14 protein-coding genes are annotated in these 15479 nt (G+C 32.8%); 12 read left to right on the top strand and 2 right to left on the bottom strand.

The features are described from left to right. The first annotated feature begins 9 nt into the window (after nt 1-9). The 4 genes from IHE43_RS17030 (at nt 10) to IHE43_RS17015 (ending at nt 5822) form a co-directional block, all read left to right on the top strand. Nucleotides 10-942, top strand: coding sequence for a type IX secretion system membrane protein PorP/SprF (locus tag IHE43_RS17030; RefSeq protein ID WP_192185014.1), 933 nt, complete (start codon nt 10-12; stop codon nt 940-942). An 11-nt stretch (nt 943-953) separates the two neighbouring features. Further along, nucleotides 954-2888: an OmpA family protein gene (locus tag IHE43_RS17025; protein WP_192185013.1), complete on the top strand. Its 1935-nt coding sequence runs from the start codon at nt 954-956 to the stop codon at nt 2886-2888. A 245-nt stretch (nt 2889-3133) separates the two neighbouring features. Next, the gene (gene ligA, locus IHE43_RS17020) at nt 3134-5140 is read left to right on the top strand and encodes an NAD-dependent DNA ligase LigA (protein WP_192185012.1); all 2007 of its coding nucleotides are present in this window, start codon (nt 3134-3136) and stop codon (nt 5138-5140) included. Continuing rightward, entirely contained in the window at nt 5127-5822 is a 696-nt protein-coding gene (locus tag IHE43_RS17015) for a lysoplasmalogenase family protein (protein ID WP_192185011.1), read from the top strand. The genes ligA and IHE43_RS17015 overlap by 14 nt, the downstream gene beginning before the upstream one ends. On the opposite strand, the gene IHE43_RS17010 is transcribed toward IHE43_RS17015, so the two are convergent. Beyond that, nucleotides 5808-6719, bottom strand: coding sequence for a bifunctional UDP-sugar hydrolase/5'-nucleotidase (locus tag IHE43_RS17010; protein WP_192185010.1), 912 nt, complete (start codon nt 6717-6719; stop codon nt 5808-5810). The genes IHE43_RS17015 and IHE43_RS17010 overlap by 15 nt on opposite strands. 52 nt (nt 6720-6771) lie before the next feature. Continuing rightward, entirely contained in the window at nt 6772-7551 is a 780-nt protein-coding gene (locus IHE43_RS17005) for a 5'-nucleotidase C-terminal domain-containing protein (protein ID WP_192185009.1), read from the bottom strand. A 46-nt stretch (nt 7552-7597) separates the two neighbouring features. Between IHE43_RS17005 and IHE43_RS17000 the strand changes: the two genes are divergently transcribed. The 8 genes from IHE43_RS17000 (at nt 7598) to fabV (ending at nt 15442) form a co-directional block, all read left to right on the top strand. After that, complete coding sequence (locus IHE43_RS17000) at nt 7598-8110, top strand: hypothetical protein (RefSeq protein ID WP_192185008.1); 513 nt, start codon at nt 7598-7600, stop codon at nt 8108-8110. Between the two features lie 15 nt (nt 8111-8125). Then, entirely contained in the window at nt 8126-9013 is an 888-nt protein-coding gene (dapA, locus tag IHE43_RS16995) for a 4-hydroxy-tetrahydrodipicolinate synthase (RefSeq protein ID WP_192185007.1), read from the top strand. Nucleotides 9014-9143: 130 nt separating this feature from the next. Further along, nucleotides 9144-9938 carry an outer membrane protein assembly factor BamD gene (locus IHE43_RS16990; RefSeq protein ID WP_056185383.1) on the top strand — a complete coding sequence of 265 codons (795 nt, stop codon included), beginning with the start codon at nt 9144-9146 and terminating at the stop codon, nt 9936-9938. 8 nt (nt 9939-9946) lie between these two features. Beyond that, on the top strand, nt 9947-10264 hold the full coding sequence (locus tag IHE43_RS16985) for a DNA-directed RNA polymerase subunit omega (protein ID WP_007807938.1): 318 nt from the start codon (nt 9947-9949) through the stop codon (nt 10262-10264). Between the two features lie 9 nt (nt 10265-10273). Beyond that, on the top strand, nt 10274-11488 hold the full coding sequence (gene coaBC / locus IHE43_RS16980) for a bifunctional phosphopantothenoylcysteine decarboxylase/phosphopantothenate--cysteine ligase CoaBC (protein ID WP_192185006.1): 1215 nt from the start codon (nt 10274-10276) through the stop codon (nt 11486-11488). A 66-nt stretch (nt 11489-11554) separates the two neighbouring features. Continuing rightward, nucleotides 11555-12439 (top strand): DUF4835 family protein, encoded by an 885-nt coding sequence (locus tag IHE43_RS16975; protein WP_192185005.1) that lies wholly within the window; start codon nt 11555-11557, stop codon nt 12437-12439. Nucleotides 12440-12491: 52 nt separating this feature from the next. Continuing rightward, nucleotides 12492-14144, top strand: a complete 1653-nt coding sequence (gene recN / locus IHE43_RS16970) for a DNA repair protein RecN (protein WP_192185004.1) — start codon at nt 12492-12494, stop codon at nt 14142-14144. 107 nt (nt 14145-14251) lie between these two features. Beyond that, nucleotides 14252-15442 (top strand): enoyl-ACP reductase FabV, encoded by a 1191-nt coding sequence (fabV, locus tag IHE43_RS16965; protein ID WP_192185003.1) that lies wholly within the window; start codon nt 14252-14254, stop codon nt 15440-15442. Nucleotides 15443-15479: the final 37 nt, after the last annotated feature.

The following is a 15479-nucleotide window of genomic DNA, read 5'->3' as shown; positions in this document are numbered from 1 at the left end:
AGTATCGTTATGAAACTATATATAAAATCATTAGAAACATATTTCATCTTAATATGTTCTTTTATCACGGTTTGTGTCAGTGCACAACAAGATCCGGAGTACACGCAATATATGTACAACACTATGGCGGTAAATCCAGCTTATGCTGGGTCTACCGGCAATTTAGAGGCAGCACTTTTGTATCGCTCCCAATGGATAGGAATTGATGGGGCGCCAGAAACACAATCGTTTTCTATTCATTCACCACTTCGTAATGAGAATGTGGGTTTGGGACTTAGTGTTGTTAATGACAAAATTGGTCCTTCAAATGAACTATATCTTGACGGAAACTTTTCTTATTCAATTCCTTTGGGATATGAAAAAAGGTTAGCCTTTGGTCTAAAAGCAGGTATGAGAATGCTAAATGTGGATTGGTCAAAAGGGAGATATTACGATCCAAATGATGTTTTGTTAAATCAGAACATTGATAATCAGGCAAAATTAGCCGTTGGAGCGGGGGTTTATTATTATACTGATAAATGGTATTTAGGGCTTTCAGTTCCGAGTTTTATTCAAAGTACTTATTACGATGATGTTCAGGAATCGATTGACTACGACCGTTTGCATTATTATTTGATGGGAGGTTATGTTTTTGATTTGAATCCAAATTTAAAATTCAAACCCGCATTTTTAGTAAAAGCAGTAACCGGAGCTCCGATTACTGCTGATATTTCTGCGAATTTTATGATTGCCGAGAAATTTGTAATAGGAGGGTCTTACAGAACAGATGATTCAATAAGCATCCTTGCAGGTTTTCAAATATCTAAAAGTTTTTATATCGGATATGCTTTCGATTATACCGTTAGTGATCTGAATAAATACAACGATGGCTCGCACGAAATAATCTTGCGTTATCAGTTTAACAAAGGCGAAAGTAAAATTAAATCTCCTCGATTCTTCTAAAAGTAAAACCTATGAAAAAATTATATATCCTAAGTTTAGTTCTGAGTTTTACGTTTAGTTTTGCTCAGACTAATTTAAAAAAGGCTGATGCTCTGTTTAGAAATTATGCTTACGTTGATGCTTCAAAAGCATACGAAGAAATTTTACAGAATATCAAAAGCCCAACAGCTCAGACGTTAAAAAACGCTGCCGATTCGTATTATTTTATTTCTGATGCCAGAAATGCTTTAAAATGGTACAAAAAACTATACGAAGTTCAGGGCAATAATTTAACTGATATTTACTATCTGCGTTATATCCAGTCACTAAAAGGTGTAATGGATTATGATGAAGCAGATAAAATGATCAAGGAATATTTAACCAAAAAAGGAGATCAAAAAGAAGTTAATAGTTATGTTGCCCAAAAGGCGAAAATAGACAGTTTATCTAAAGCGAAATCGCTGTACACGGTTAAAAATCTTGATATTAATACGAGTAAATCTGATTTTGGAGCTACTTTTTTTCAAGATAGAATTGTGTTTACTTCAGCAAGAGATACTACAAAGTTCAGCGAAAAGTTGTACACCTGGAACAATCAGCCTTTTTTAAATTTGTATGTAGCTGAAAGAAATCCTGCGGATGGAAGTTTATTTAACGAAACAGTATTCCTTCCAAATGTAATGACCAAATATCACGAAGCAACGGCTTCTTTTGATGCTGCCGGCAAAACAATTTATTATTCGACAAACATTGTTAAAAAGAACAAATTAATTATCGATGAGACCAAAACGAATAATTTTCAAATCGTTAAAGGTGATATTGTGAATAATAAATTAGAAAATCCACAAAAGGTTTTCTTTGATAGTAATGATTATTCCGTTGGGCATCCTTCTTTAAGTGAAGACGGACAATGGCTTTTCTTCGCTTCAGACATGCCTAACGGTATAGGTGAAACCGATTTGTATTATGTGAAAATCGCAACTGACGGAACAATGAGTTCTCCAGTGAATCTGGGACCAAAAATTAACACTATCGGAAATGATCTTTTTCCATTCTTCCACAATGGAAAACTCTATTTTTCTTCTGATGGGCATTATGGTTATGGAGATTTAGATGTTTACGAAAGTAAATTATTAGCTGACGGAACATTCTCAGATCCTGTAAATTTAGGAGCTCCAATAAATAGCAATAAAGATGATTTTTCTTTTATAATTGATAACACCGATAGTTATGGATATGTTTCTTCGAACAGAGAAGGAGGTAAAGGCGATGATGATATTTATTTTTTCACTAAAGGAAAACCTGTTTGTAATCAGACTATTTCTGGTATGGCAACAGATCGTAAAACAAAATTGCCTCTTGCTGATGTAACAATTATGGGATATAATTCCTATAGTGATGTTCTTGGTGAAACAAAAACGAATTATGAAGGTAAATATGCGTTAGTAGTTCCGTGCGGAAAAGTTGTCAAAATGATTGCTGCGAAACCAAATTACAGCAGTGATGAGAAAACAGTTGAAACTACCAACGAAAATGAAGGCGAAATTAAAGATGTTAACTTCGAATTGAGTAATTACGATGACTTAGTAGTGAAGAAGAAAGGGGTTGAAAAAGTTGATGTTAACCCAATTTACTTTGATTACGATAAATACGATATTACACCTCTTGCAATAGAAGAGTTAACAAAAGTGGTTTTTATTATGAAGAAATTTCCAAATATCAGAATCAAAATAGAGTCACATACGGATTCTCGTGGAAAAGATTCTTATAACCTGAAACTTTCAGATAATAGAGCGAAGTCAACAAGAGATTATATTGTTTCACAGGATATTGATGCGTCCCGAATTGAAAGTGCAATAGGCTATGGGGAAAGCCGATTGATTAATAAATGTAAAAACGGAGTGAAATGTACCGAAAATGAACATTTGTTAAATAGACGTTCTGACTTTATCATTATTCAAAAATAGTTTTATATTTGTGATCTAATTATTTGATAATCAGTGTAAAAGTATAAAACGAAGAAACCATTTGGAAGTTGGTTTTGTTTAATTCTTTTTTAAGAATAGTGGACAAGAAGAAAATCAGGTTGCATCGTTTTGCAACTTGATTTTTGATTTTTTAAAACTTTTGTTTTTTGATGTTTTTCAGCAAAATAATTCTAATTTTGATATTCGGTTATTCAACATTACAATCCGCATCATTTTAATATTTTATGAGTATTCAAGAAACAATACAGGCTTTACGAGACGAACTTAATCAGCACAATTACAATTATTATGTGTTAGATAATGCCACAATTTCAGATTACGATTTCGACATTAAATTAAAACAGCTTCAGGATCTGGAAGAAAAAAATCCTGATTTTTTTGATGAACATTCGCCAACGCAACGTGTCGGCGGAACTGTTACCAAGAATTTTAAAACTATTGCGCATCAATTTCGTATGTATTCTTTGGATAATTCTTACTCCAAAGAAGATTTACTAGAGTGGGAGAACCGAATTCAAAGAGTTTTAGGAAATGTACAATTAGAATACACCTGTGAATTAAAGTATGACGGAGCTTCTATTAGTATTACATATGAAAATGGAAAATTAGTTCAGGCTTTAACGCGAGGTGATGGTTTTCAAGGAGATGAAGTTACAAATAACATTAAAACAATAAAATCGGTTCCTTTACGACTTAAAGGAAATTATCCGGATAAATTCGATATCAGAGGTGAAATTATTCTACCTTTAAAAGGTTTCGAAAAAATGAATCAGGAATTAATTGAGATTGGAGAAACTCCATATTCAAATCCAAGAAATACAGCTTCGGGAAGTTTAAAATTACAAGATAGTGCTGAGGTTGCTAAACGTCCGTTAGAATGTTTATTATATTCTGTAACAAGTAATAATTTGCCTTTTTCTTCTCAGATTGAAGGATTAGAATCTGCCAGAAATTGGGGTTTTAAAGTGCCAGGCGAAGCAAAGTTGGTCAATAGTATGCATGATGTTTTCGAATTTATTGATTATTGGGATATTCATCGTCATAAATTGCCATACGAGACAGATGGTGTTGTTATAAAAGTAAACAGTATTCAGCATCAGCAAGAATTGGGGTATACAGCAAAATCTCCACGTTGGGCTATTGCTTATAAGTTTAAATCAGAACAAGTTTCGACTAAATTAAAATCAATTTCCTATCAGGTAGGGCGTACAGGAGCAATTACTCCTGTTGCAAATTTAGACCCGGTACAATTGGCCGGAACGATTGTAAAAAGAGCTTCTTTGCATAACGCTGATCAAATTGAAAAATTAGATATCAGAATAAACGATACCGTTTTTGTTGAAAAAGGAGGTGAAATTATTCCGAAGATTATCGCTGTCGATTTAGAACAGCGCCCCGAAAGTTCAGAAAAAACAGCATACATTACGCATTGTCCGGAATGTCAGACAGAATTAGTTCGTACTGAAGGTGAAGCAAACCATTATTGTCCTAATTTTTACGGATGTCCACCGCAGATTATTGGCCGAATTCAACATTACATTTCGAGAAAAGCCATGGATATTGAAGGGCTTGGTGGGGAAACCGTAGCGTTACTTTTCAAAAATGGGTTGGTTCATAATTACGCTGATTTATACGAATTGAAAGTTGCCGATATTTTGCATTTAGAAAGAATGGCGCAAAAATCAGCTGAAAACCTAGTTAATGGTGTTGAGAAATCAAAAGAAATCCCATTTGAAAGTGTTTTGTTTGCACTCGGAATCCGTTTTGTTGGCGAAACAGTCGCTAAAAAATTGGCAAAACATTATAAAAATATTGATGCACTAAGCAAGGCTTCTTTAATGGAATTAATATTAGTTGATGAAATTGGAGAACGAATTGCAAAAAGTGTAATCGAGTTTTTTGAAAATGAAGAAAATCAAAGAATAATTGAGCGCCTGAAAAATTATGGAGTTCAATTTGAAATAGTAGAAAAAATAAACCCAAATGCTACAGAAAAATTCATTGGAAAAACTTTTGTTGTTTCAGGAGTTTTTACTCAGTTTTCTAGAGATGATTTAAAGAAAACGATCGAAGATAATGGTGGAAAAGTTGGAAGTTCCATTTCTGCAAAAACAGATTTTGTTGTTGCCGGAGATAATATGGGACCAGCCAAATTAGAAAAAGCGAATAAATTAAATATTCCGATATTATCCGAGGAAGATTTTATAACCAAATTGAATGAAAGCGAATAAACCGTCGTTGATTTTGTATTTTCTGGCATTACTGTTTACTATCATTTTTGATTGGACAGAACAGGAATATATGGCAATTTATGCCAAGGCTATTGTTTTGCCTGCAATATTTTTCTATTTTTTTGTGAGCAGTGAATTTAAAATAGGAAAAACAGAAGTCTTTATTTTTTTATTTTGTTTTATCGGTCAGGTATTTGACTTAATGGATGTTGAGGTGTCAGAAATTGGCGGGGTTTTAAGTTTTTTAGTGGTTTATCTGCTTCTTTTAAAAATTTTCATTGCAGAGCGAGAAAAAGTTATACTAAGCAAGAAAGACATTTTGCCAGTATCAATAGTAGTAATATTTATTGTTTATTTGTTGGTTTCTGTTCTAAGTCTGCAGTCAGACAATATGAAAAAATTCAATGCACTTTATACTTTTTACGGTATTGTTCTTAGTGTTTTAAGTTATTTCTGCTTTGTACGATATATTACAAAAGGTACGCACATTGCTTTGATAATGTCCTTAATGGCAGTTTGCTATATATTTTCAGATATATTTTATATTTTCAATGAATATTTTTCGCACTCTGTTGTCCTTGTTTTAATTCGCGATGTAACGCAAATATTGGGCTACTATTTTATGGTTGAATATTTTCTTGAAAGATCAAAAGCAAAGAAAAAAGTATTATACAATAATTGATTTCCCTTGGTTTGTATGTGCTTTGTCTTTATCAAAATAAAAATCAATTCGGCCTAAATTAATTCCATAGCAACCTACCTGATTTACTAACACATTTTCACCAGTTTTATTCTTAACAATAGTTGGTTTGTCCAAAAATGTATGCGTGTGTCCGCCAATAATTAAATCTATATCTTGCGTCAATTCGGCTAATTTCAAATCACAAATTTTAGATTGGTCATCTCTGTAATTATAACCTAAGTGAGAGAGACAAATAACCAGGTCGCATTTTTCTTCTTTTTTCAGTAATTGCGTCATGTCCTGTGCAATTTCTACCGGATTGTTATAAACGGTTTCTTTGTACATTTTTTTATCGACCAAACCGTCAAGTTCAATTCCTAATCCAAAAACACCAACTTTAATTCCATTTTTATTGAAGATTTTGTACGGTTTTACAAGACCATTCATTACGGTATTTTTAAAATCATAGTTAGAATTGATAAATTCAAAAGTTGCATGAGGCATTTGTGCACACAAGCCATCAAGACCATTATCAAAATCATGGTTTCCTATAGTTGATGCATCATACTTCATCATGCTCATCAGCTTAAATTCAAGTTCGCCTCCATAATAATTAAAATAAGGAGTTCCCTGAAAAATATCGCCAGCATCTAACAACAGTACATTTGGGTTTTCTTTACGAATAGCTTCAATCAAAGCTGCTCTTCGAGATACACCACCTTTATTTGCATTACGCGGATCATCAGCCGGAAAAGGATCTATATGGCTGTGAACGTCATTCGTATGCAAAATAGTTAAGTGCTTAATATCGTTAGTTTCAAAACTACTTAATGACAAGCCTAAACTTAGTAGGGCAGTACTTGCAGCTGTTTTCTCGATAAATTCTCTTCTTTTCATTGTATATATTTTTTGCCTAAACGCAGTAATTTAATTTTTGTGTAGTAATGATTTATTCGACTGTAATTCGAACATCGGTTTTAACCGGAATAGTATCAACTTCTTTGAAATAATCAATCAATACGTTTCTGATTTTATAATTCAGATCAAACTTTTGAGTTGCTTTTAGAAAAAAGCTCATATTGTCGCCTCCGTTAGCTAAATAATCATTAGTAACCACGTAATACGTTTTACTAACATCAATAGGTTTTCCCTGAATCAGGATGTTTTTGGCGGTATTGTCTTTTGATATCGTAAAAGTCATTCCGGATAGTGGTTGCGGTTTTTTCTCTTTAATAATATAGCTTGCAATTTCAAGAATTTGATTACCACTTAATGCAACAACAATCAAGCTGTTTTCAAAAGGCATAATTTCGTACGCCGTTCTTGTTGTTACATTTCCTTTTGGTAAAATAGCACGAATTCCACCATGGTTTAACAAGCACAAATCGATATCTTTTTTCTCACGCGCTTTAAAAACTAAATTTCCTCTTTGTAAACAAACATCGGCCATTAAATTTCCAATTGTTGTTTGCCATTTTCCTGTGCTTTTGTCTAGAGTTTCAGGAGAATAAGCCAAAATACTATCTAAATCTCTATTAATATGATCGCGATAAGGTTTGATGAAATTTTCGATTTTGGGAGTTTCGCTGCCTTTTTCTGTTATCGGAAGCTGCTTTCCTTCTATCTTCGTTAGATTATAATTTTTCTCACTACAGGAGAATATAAAAAAAAGTGTTAAGAATATAACAAAAAGTTTTAAAAATCCGTTATACTTTTTTAGTTTTACCATCTTAAATGCGACTTAAATAATTAATTTTGTAATTGGTAAAAGTACTATGTTTTTAAATTATATAAAGGAATTTTTTGTAAAAAAATCATTAAAAAATAACCTGCATATTGTCAAAAACGAAGTCTTTACAAGCAATGTACAAACAATTGGTTTATTGATAGATGAAAGTAAATTTAGCCATTCAAAGGAGTTAGCTAAAGAGCTCGTTCTTCACGGAATTGCTTCTGAAAACATAAAAATTGTTGCGTACAGAGATAAATTTGACAAAAAAAAAGAGTACTCAAGGCTTACTTTTGGTGAAAAACATATCACCTGGAGAGCAGAGTCAACAGAAGAATTTTTGACTGAATTTATTGAAACGGAATTTGATCTTTTGATTAGTTATTATGAAATCGAAAAGCCAATTTTGATGCTGACAACTGCAAAATCAAAAGCGAAGTTTAAGGTAGGGTTTTCTTCGGTCGATAAAAGATTAAATCGATGGATGATTGATACCGAAATGGGAAATTATAAACTATTCGTTTCCGAATTGTTTAAGTATTTAAAAAGTATAAAATAAATTATAAACTAGAATATGCAATCATTAATAGGAACTGGTGTTGCGCTTGTAACTCCATTTAAAAAAGACTTTTCAGTTGATATCGAAGCTTTACAACGCATCGTTAATTTTTCGATTGATGGAGGAGTTGAATATCTTGTAGTTATGGGAACAACGGCAGAAAATGCTACTTTAACACAAGCCGAAAAAGAATTAGTTATAAAAACAGTAATTGATACCAACAAGGGAAGATTGCCTTTGGTTCTTGGAGTTGGAGGTAATAATACCATGCAGATTGTTGAGGAATTAAAGACAGGTGATTTTTCTGCTTTTGAAGCAATTCTTTCTGTTTCTCCTTATTATAATAAGCCAACCCAGGAAGGAATTTATCAGCATTTTAAAGCGATTGCAGAAGCATCTCCAATTCCGGTAATTTTATATAACGTTCCGGGAAGAACATCCAGTAATATGTTGCCTGCAACAGTAGTTCGTCTGGCAAATGATTTTAGTAATGTGGTTGCCATAAAAGAAGCGGCAGGAGATATGGCACAGGCTTTACAATTACTAAAAAATGCACCAAAAGATTTTCTTGTTATTTCTGGTGATGATATGATTGCTTTGCCAATTGTTTTGGCTGGTGGAGCAGGTGTGATATCAGTTATCGGGCAGGGATTTCCTAAAGAATTTTCAGAAATGATTCGTTTAGGTCTGAACAGAAAAGTAAATGAAGCTTTTAAAACACAATATTTTTTATCAGATTGTATTGATATGATTTTTGAGCAGGGAAATCCAGCCGGAATCAAACAAGTGTTTCAAGCCCTTGGTATTGCTGACAATACAGTGCGTTTGCCTTTGGTAGCTGTTGATGATTCATTGGCAGAAAGATTGAATAAATTTGTTAAAAACAGCATTAAATTAGAGTAAAATTATCGGTATTTTATTATACCAAAAAATATTTTGTAGTAGCTAAATTAATAACTAAATTTGCCACCGGAACTTCGGTGTGATTTTGCTTTGGCATAATTGTCTAAGAAATCATAATAAAAGTAAGAAAATGAAAAAAATAGTATCTCTATTAATTGTTGTTGTCCTTTTTTGTTCTTGTAGTGATTACCAAAAGGTATTGAAAAATGAAGATGTTGCGGCAAAATTTGAAATGGCAACAAAGATGTATGATGCAGGAAAATATTCAAAAGCAATTCGTCTTTTTGAACAATTGGCACCAGCATATAGAGGTAAACCTCAGGCTGAAAAGCTTTTTTATATGTTTTCACAATCTTATTACAAAACACAACAATATTATTTAGCTGGTTATCAGTTTGAAAGTTTTGTTTCAGGTTATCCACGTAGTGAAAAAGTACAGGAAGCTGCATTTTTAGGAGCTTACAGTTATTCAAAATTAGCGCCGGTTTATAGCTTGGATCAGGCTGATACGGTAAAAGCATTGGAGAAACTACAAGCATTTATTGATAACTATCCAAATTCAGAATACATCGCTCAGGCTAATGAGACTGTCAAAGTACTGAATGGTAAATTAGAGAAAAAAGCATACGAGAATGCTAAAGGATATAATACTATTTCAGATTATAAATCTGCATTAGTAGCTTTTGATAATTTTATTGCTGATTTTCCGGGAACACCTTTAAAAGAAGATGCGTTGTTCTACAAATACGATTCGGCATATCAATTGGCAATAAACAGTATTCCTGCAAAAATGGAAGAGCGTTTAAATATTGCTAAAGTTGCTTATAATAACTTATTGAAGTACAAAAGCGACACAAAATATAAAAAACAAGCTGACGAAATGTACGCCAGAGTTGAAACAGATTTACAAAAATTTACTAAATAAATAAAGTCATGGATTTAAAAAAGACGAATGCTCCTGTAAATACAATAACATACAATAAAACGGTTATTGAAGAGCCAACAGGAAATGTGTATGAAGCAATTACCATTATGGCTAAAAGAGCAAACCAAATTAATTCTGAAATCAAAAAAGAATTAACTGAGAAATTAGAAGAGTTTGCTACTTATAATGACAGTCTTGAAGAAGTTTTTGAAAATAAAGAACAAATTGAAGTTTCTAAATTTTACGAAAAATTACCAAAACCACACGCTTTAGCTGTTCAGGAATGGTTAGACGGAAAAACTTACCACAGAGGTTCAAACAAATAATATAGTATAATGTCAGTTTTAAACGGGAAGAAAATTTTACTGGGAGTTTCTGGTGGAATTGCAGCCTATAAAACAGCCTCATTAGTACGACTCTTTATAAAAGCAGGTGCACATGTCCAAGTGATAATGACACCTGCTTCTAAGGATTTTGTAACTCCACTTACGTTATCTACGTTATCAAAAAATCCTGTTCACTCTACCTTTTTTAATCAGGATGATGAAGATGCAGTTTGGAACAATCACGTTGAATTAGCACTTTGGGCTGATTTAATGTTAATTGCTCCGGCAACTGCCAATACATTGTCTAAGATGACTACAGGAAACTGTGACAATCTTCTTATTGCAACTTATTTATCGGCTAAATGTCCTGTTTATTTTGCTCCGGCAATGGATCTGGATATGTATAAACATCCTTCGACTTTATCTAGTTTCGCTGCCTTAAAACAGTTTGGGAATGTAATGATTCCTGCTGAAAATGGTGAACTTGCCAGTGGTTTGTCCGGAGAAGGAAGAATGGCGGAGCCAGAAAATATTATTTCTTTTTTAGAGGCTGATTTAGAAAGTAAATTACCTTTAAAAGGAAAAAAAATACTAATTACCGCCGGACCAACATACGAAGCGATAGATCCTGTACGTTTTATTGGAAACCATTCTTCAGGAAAAATGGGTTTCGATATTGCCAATGAAGCGGCAAAATTAGGCGCACAAGTAATTTTAGTTACGGGCCCAACTCATTTTAAAACTAAGAATAGTTTAGTTGAAGTTGTAAATGTGGTTTCTGCACAAGAAATGTACGATGCATGTCATTTGCATTATAGTCATGTTGATGTTGCTATTGCAGCTGCTGCAGTTGCTGATTACAAACCGAAAGTCGTTGCTTTACAGAAAATTAAAAAAGCTGCAGAAGAGTTTTCAATTGAGCTTGAAAAAACAAAAGATATTTTAGCATCATTGGGAGCGATTAAAAAAGAGCAGTTTTTAATTGGATTTGCTTTAGAAACTCAAAATGAAATTGAAAATGCTAAGCTGAAAATTCAGAAAAAAAACTTAGATTTGATTGTTCTTAATTCTTTACAGGATGAAGGCGCAGGTTTTAAAAAAGAAACCAATAAAGTTACTTTTATTGATAAAAATTTTAAAATTGAGCCAATGGAATTAAAATCAAAAGAATCAGTAGCGGTTGATATTTTAAACAAAGTGATTTCGCATTTTGCAAACTCATAAGTTATTTAAAGATTCAGAATAATTACCAGTATTTTATATTTACGCCAAGGCAAATAGTATCTTTCTATGAAAAAAATAGTTACTCTTTTAGTATTTTTAATTTTTGGCTTTACACAAGCGCAACAGCTAAATTGCACTGTAACTATTAATACTGAAAGGCTGCCAAATCCTAATCAGCAAGTATTTAAAACACTTCAAACTTCTTTATCTGAATTTGTAAATAAAACAGATTGGACAGGATCAGTATTAAAACAAAACGAACGTATCAATTGTTCGATGTATATCACATTGTCATCAAATAATTCGGACCAATTTTCCGGGACTATTCAGGTGCAATCATCAAGATTGATTTTTAATTCAACATACTCTTCTCCTATATTCAATTTTAACGACAAAGATTTTAGTTTTCGATATACGGAATACGAACCATTGTTGTTTAACCCTACCACTTTTGAGTCAAATTTAGTATCGGTGGTTTCTTTTTACAGTTATTTGATTTTAGGCATGGATGCAGATTCATTTCAAATGGGAGCAGGAAATCAATATCTTGAAACAGCTCAAAATATAGCAAACGTGGCGCAACAGGGTGGTTATAAAGGTTGGAGTCAGGCTGACGGAATTCAGAATCGTTATTATTTAATAACAGATATGATTTCGCCAATGTATAGCGATTTACGTCAGGTTACTTTTTTATATCATAGTGGTTTGGATAAAATGAGTGATGATTTAAAAGGTGCTAAAGAAAGAATTAAATCTTCAGTTCTGCTTATCGGAAAATTTAATTCCGTTAAACCGAATGCCTTTTTGACCCGGGTATTTTTTGATGCAAAATCGGATGAGATTGTTTCTATTTTTTCTGGAGGCCCAAGTATTACGGTGAGTGATCTGTCGGATGTTTTGAATAAAGTGTCGCCTCTTAATTCTACCAAATGGTCGCAAATTAAGTATTAATTGATTTTCGATTTTACTATTTCATTAATTTCTATTATTTACATTTTATCTTATGATTACTTCGCTGTCAATTAAAAACTATGCCCTTATTGAAAAATTGTCAATTGATTTTTCAAAAGGCTTTTCTATAATTACAGGTGAGACCGGTGCTGGAAAATCTATTATTTTGGGAGCTTTAGGATTAGTTTTAGGAAAAAGAGCCGATCTGACTTCTTTAAAAAATAAAGAAGAGAAATGTATTATAGAGGCACAGTTTGAAATTTCTAAATACAATTTGGCAGCATTTTTTGAAGCAAATGATCTCGATTATGAGGATGATACGATTATAAGACGTGAAATTTTACCTTCAGGAAAATCTAGAGCTTTTATTAATGATAGCCCTGTAAATCTTCAGGAGCTCCAGGATTTAAGTCTGTTTTTGATTGATATTCATTCACAACAGCAGACTCAGGAATTATCAGACGAAACCGTTCAGTTTAAAATAATCGATGCAATAGCAAATAATTTTGATGTTATTGCATTATACCAAAAGTTATTGAAAGATTATAAGTCAGATAAATCAAAATTAAATGCTTTATTGAAAAAACAAAGTGATTCCGGAAAAGAGCAGGAGTACAATACTTTTCTATTGAATGAATTGATTGCAGCTAAGTTAAAATCTGGCGAACAGGAAGAACTGGAAACTGAATTTGAAAAGCTTAATAACGTTGAAGTTATAAAAGAGTCTATAGATAAATCTCTTGTTATTGCAAATGAGGAGCAATTTGGGGTTTTTCATAATCTGAATGAAATAAAAGCGTCTCTTCAAAAAATTGCAACATTTTCGACAGAATATCAAAGTTTATTTGAAAGAGTAACAAGCGTGGCAATTGAATTTGATGATGTTTCAAGAGAGTTGCAAAACGCTTCGGAGAAATTATTAAATGATCCGGAAAGACTAGAACTTACAAATCAAAAATTACAATTGATTTATAATTTGCAAAAGAAACATCAGGTGATTTCTGTTGATGAATTACTTCAAATTCAGACCAATTTGGAAAATGCTGTTATCGAATTAGGTAATATTGAAGAAGAAATCACTTTATTGACAACTTCAATAGCGCAAAAAGTACAAGAATTAGATGCTTTTTCAGCTGAAATTCAACAGAATAGGTCAAATGCGATTCCGGTTTTATCGAATAAATTAATTTCGATTTTGGAAACTTTAGGAATGCCAAATGTTCGTTTCAATATGGAGCTTTTACCATCAGAAACCTATTTTCAAAATGGAAAAGATGAATTGCAATTTTTATTCTCCGCTAATAAAGGAACTGATTTTGGGTTGTTGAAAAAAGTAGCTTCTGGAGGAGAAATGTCACGTATTATGTTGGCTGTGAAAGCAATTTTGGCTCAATATTCAAAGTTACCAACTTTAATTTTTGACGAAATTGATACCGGTGTTTCAGGTGAAATTGCCATCAGAATGGGAGAGATCATGAAAGAGATGAGTAAGAATATGCAAATTTTTGCTATTACACATTTACCCCAAATAGCGGCAAAAGGAGATTCGCACTTCAAAGTATTCAAGTCAACTATTGATGATGATACACAATCAGAATTAAAGCTTCTGTCTCAGGACGAAAGAGTTATCGAAATAGCCCAGATGTTATCAGGTGCAGTTGTCTCTGATTCAGCTTTAAATCATGCCAAAGCCTTGTTGAACTAAAGAAATACTTTATATTTGTCATCTTAAAACTAATTCAATAAACGTAAATAAGCGGATCATTTACCTCACTTTAATGATTAGCAAATGAACGAATAAACAATAAAAATATGATTATAGAACCTAGAATGAGAGGATTTATTTGCTTGACAGCCCACCCAAAAGGAGCAGAGCAAAATGTTAAAAATCAAATTGAATATATAAAATCAAAAGGAGCAATTGCAGGTGCAAAAAAGGTATTAGTGATTGGTGCTTCGACCGGTTTCGGATTGGCTTCAAGAATTACAAGTGCTTTTGGATCTAATGCAGCTACAATTGGAGTATTTTTTGAAAAACCACCAGTTGAAGGAAAAACAGCTTCTCCGGGATGGTATAATTCTGCAGCTTTTGAAGCTGAAGCTCACAAAGCAGGTTTATATGCAAAAAGTATCAATGGAGATGCTTTTTCAAATGAAATAAAAAGACAAACACTGGATTTAATTAAAGCTGATTTAGGTCAGGTAGATTTGATTATTTACAGTTTGGCTTCACCAGTACGAACAAACCCTAATACAGGAGTGCTGCATCGTTCTGTTTTAAAACCAATTGGACAAACTTTTACAAATAAAACGGTAGATTTTCATACCGGAAATGTTACTGAAGTTTCTATAGCTCCTGCAAATGAGGAAGATATTGAAAATACTGTGGCTGTAATGGGCGGTGAAGACTGGGCTATGTGGATGGATGCCTTAAAAAATGAAAATTTGCTGGCTGAAGGAGCTACAACAGTTGCTTATTCTTATATTGGACCATCATTAACTGAAGCGGTTTATCGTAAAGGTACAATCGGGCGTGCTAAAGACCATTTAGAAGCTACTGCTTTCTCTATCACGGATAGTTTGAAATCTATCAGTGGACAAGCTTATGTTTCTGTAAACAAAGCTTTGGTTACTCAGGCTAGTTCTGCAATTCCGGTAATTCCTTTATATATTTCTCTTTTATATAAAATTATGAAAGAAGAAGGAATTCATGAAGGTTGTATTGAGCAAATTCAACGTTTATTCCAGGATAGATTATACACAGGATCTGAAGTACCAGTAGATGACAAGGGAAGAATCAGAATTGATGATTGGGAAATGCGTGATGATGTTCAGGCAAAAGTGGCTAAACTTTGGGAAGAAGCTACAACAGAAACATTGCCGGCTATTGGAGACTTAGCTGGATACAGAAACGATTTCTTAAATTTATTTGGATTCGAATTTGCCGGAGTTGATTATAAAGCCGAAGCAAATGAAGTTGTAAATATTGAAAGTATCAAATAATTACTTGCTACTATAAACGAAAACCATCAACCTAAAG

It is taken from the genome of Flavobacterium sp. MDT1-60 (assembly GCF_014844035.1).
GTDB lineage: Bacteria > Bacteroidota > Bacteroidia > Flavobacteriales > Flavobacteriaceae > Flavobacterium.
The sequence above is the reverse complement of the archived record's forward strand: the minus strand, read 5'-3'. Positions and strand labels throughout refer to the sequence as shown.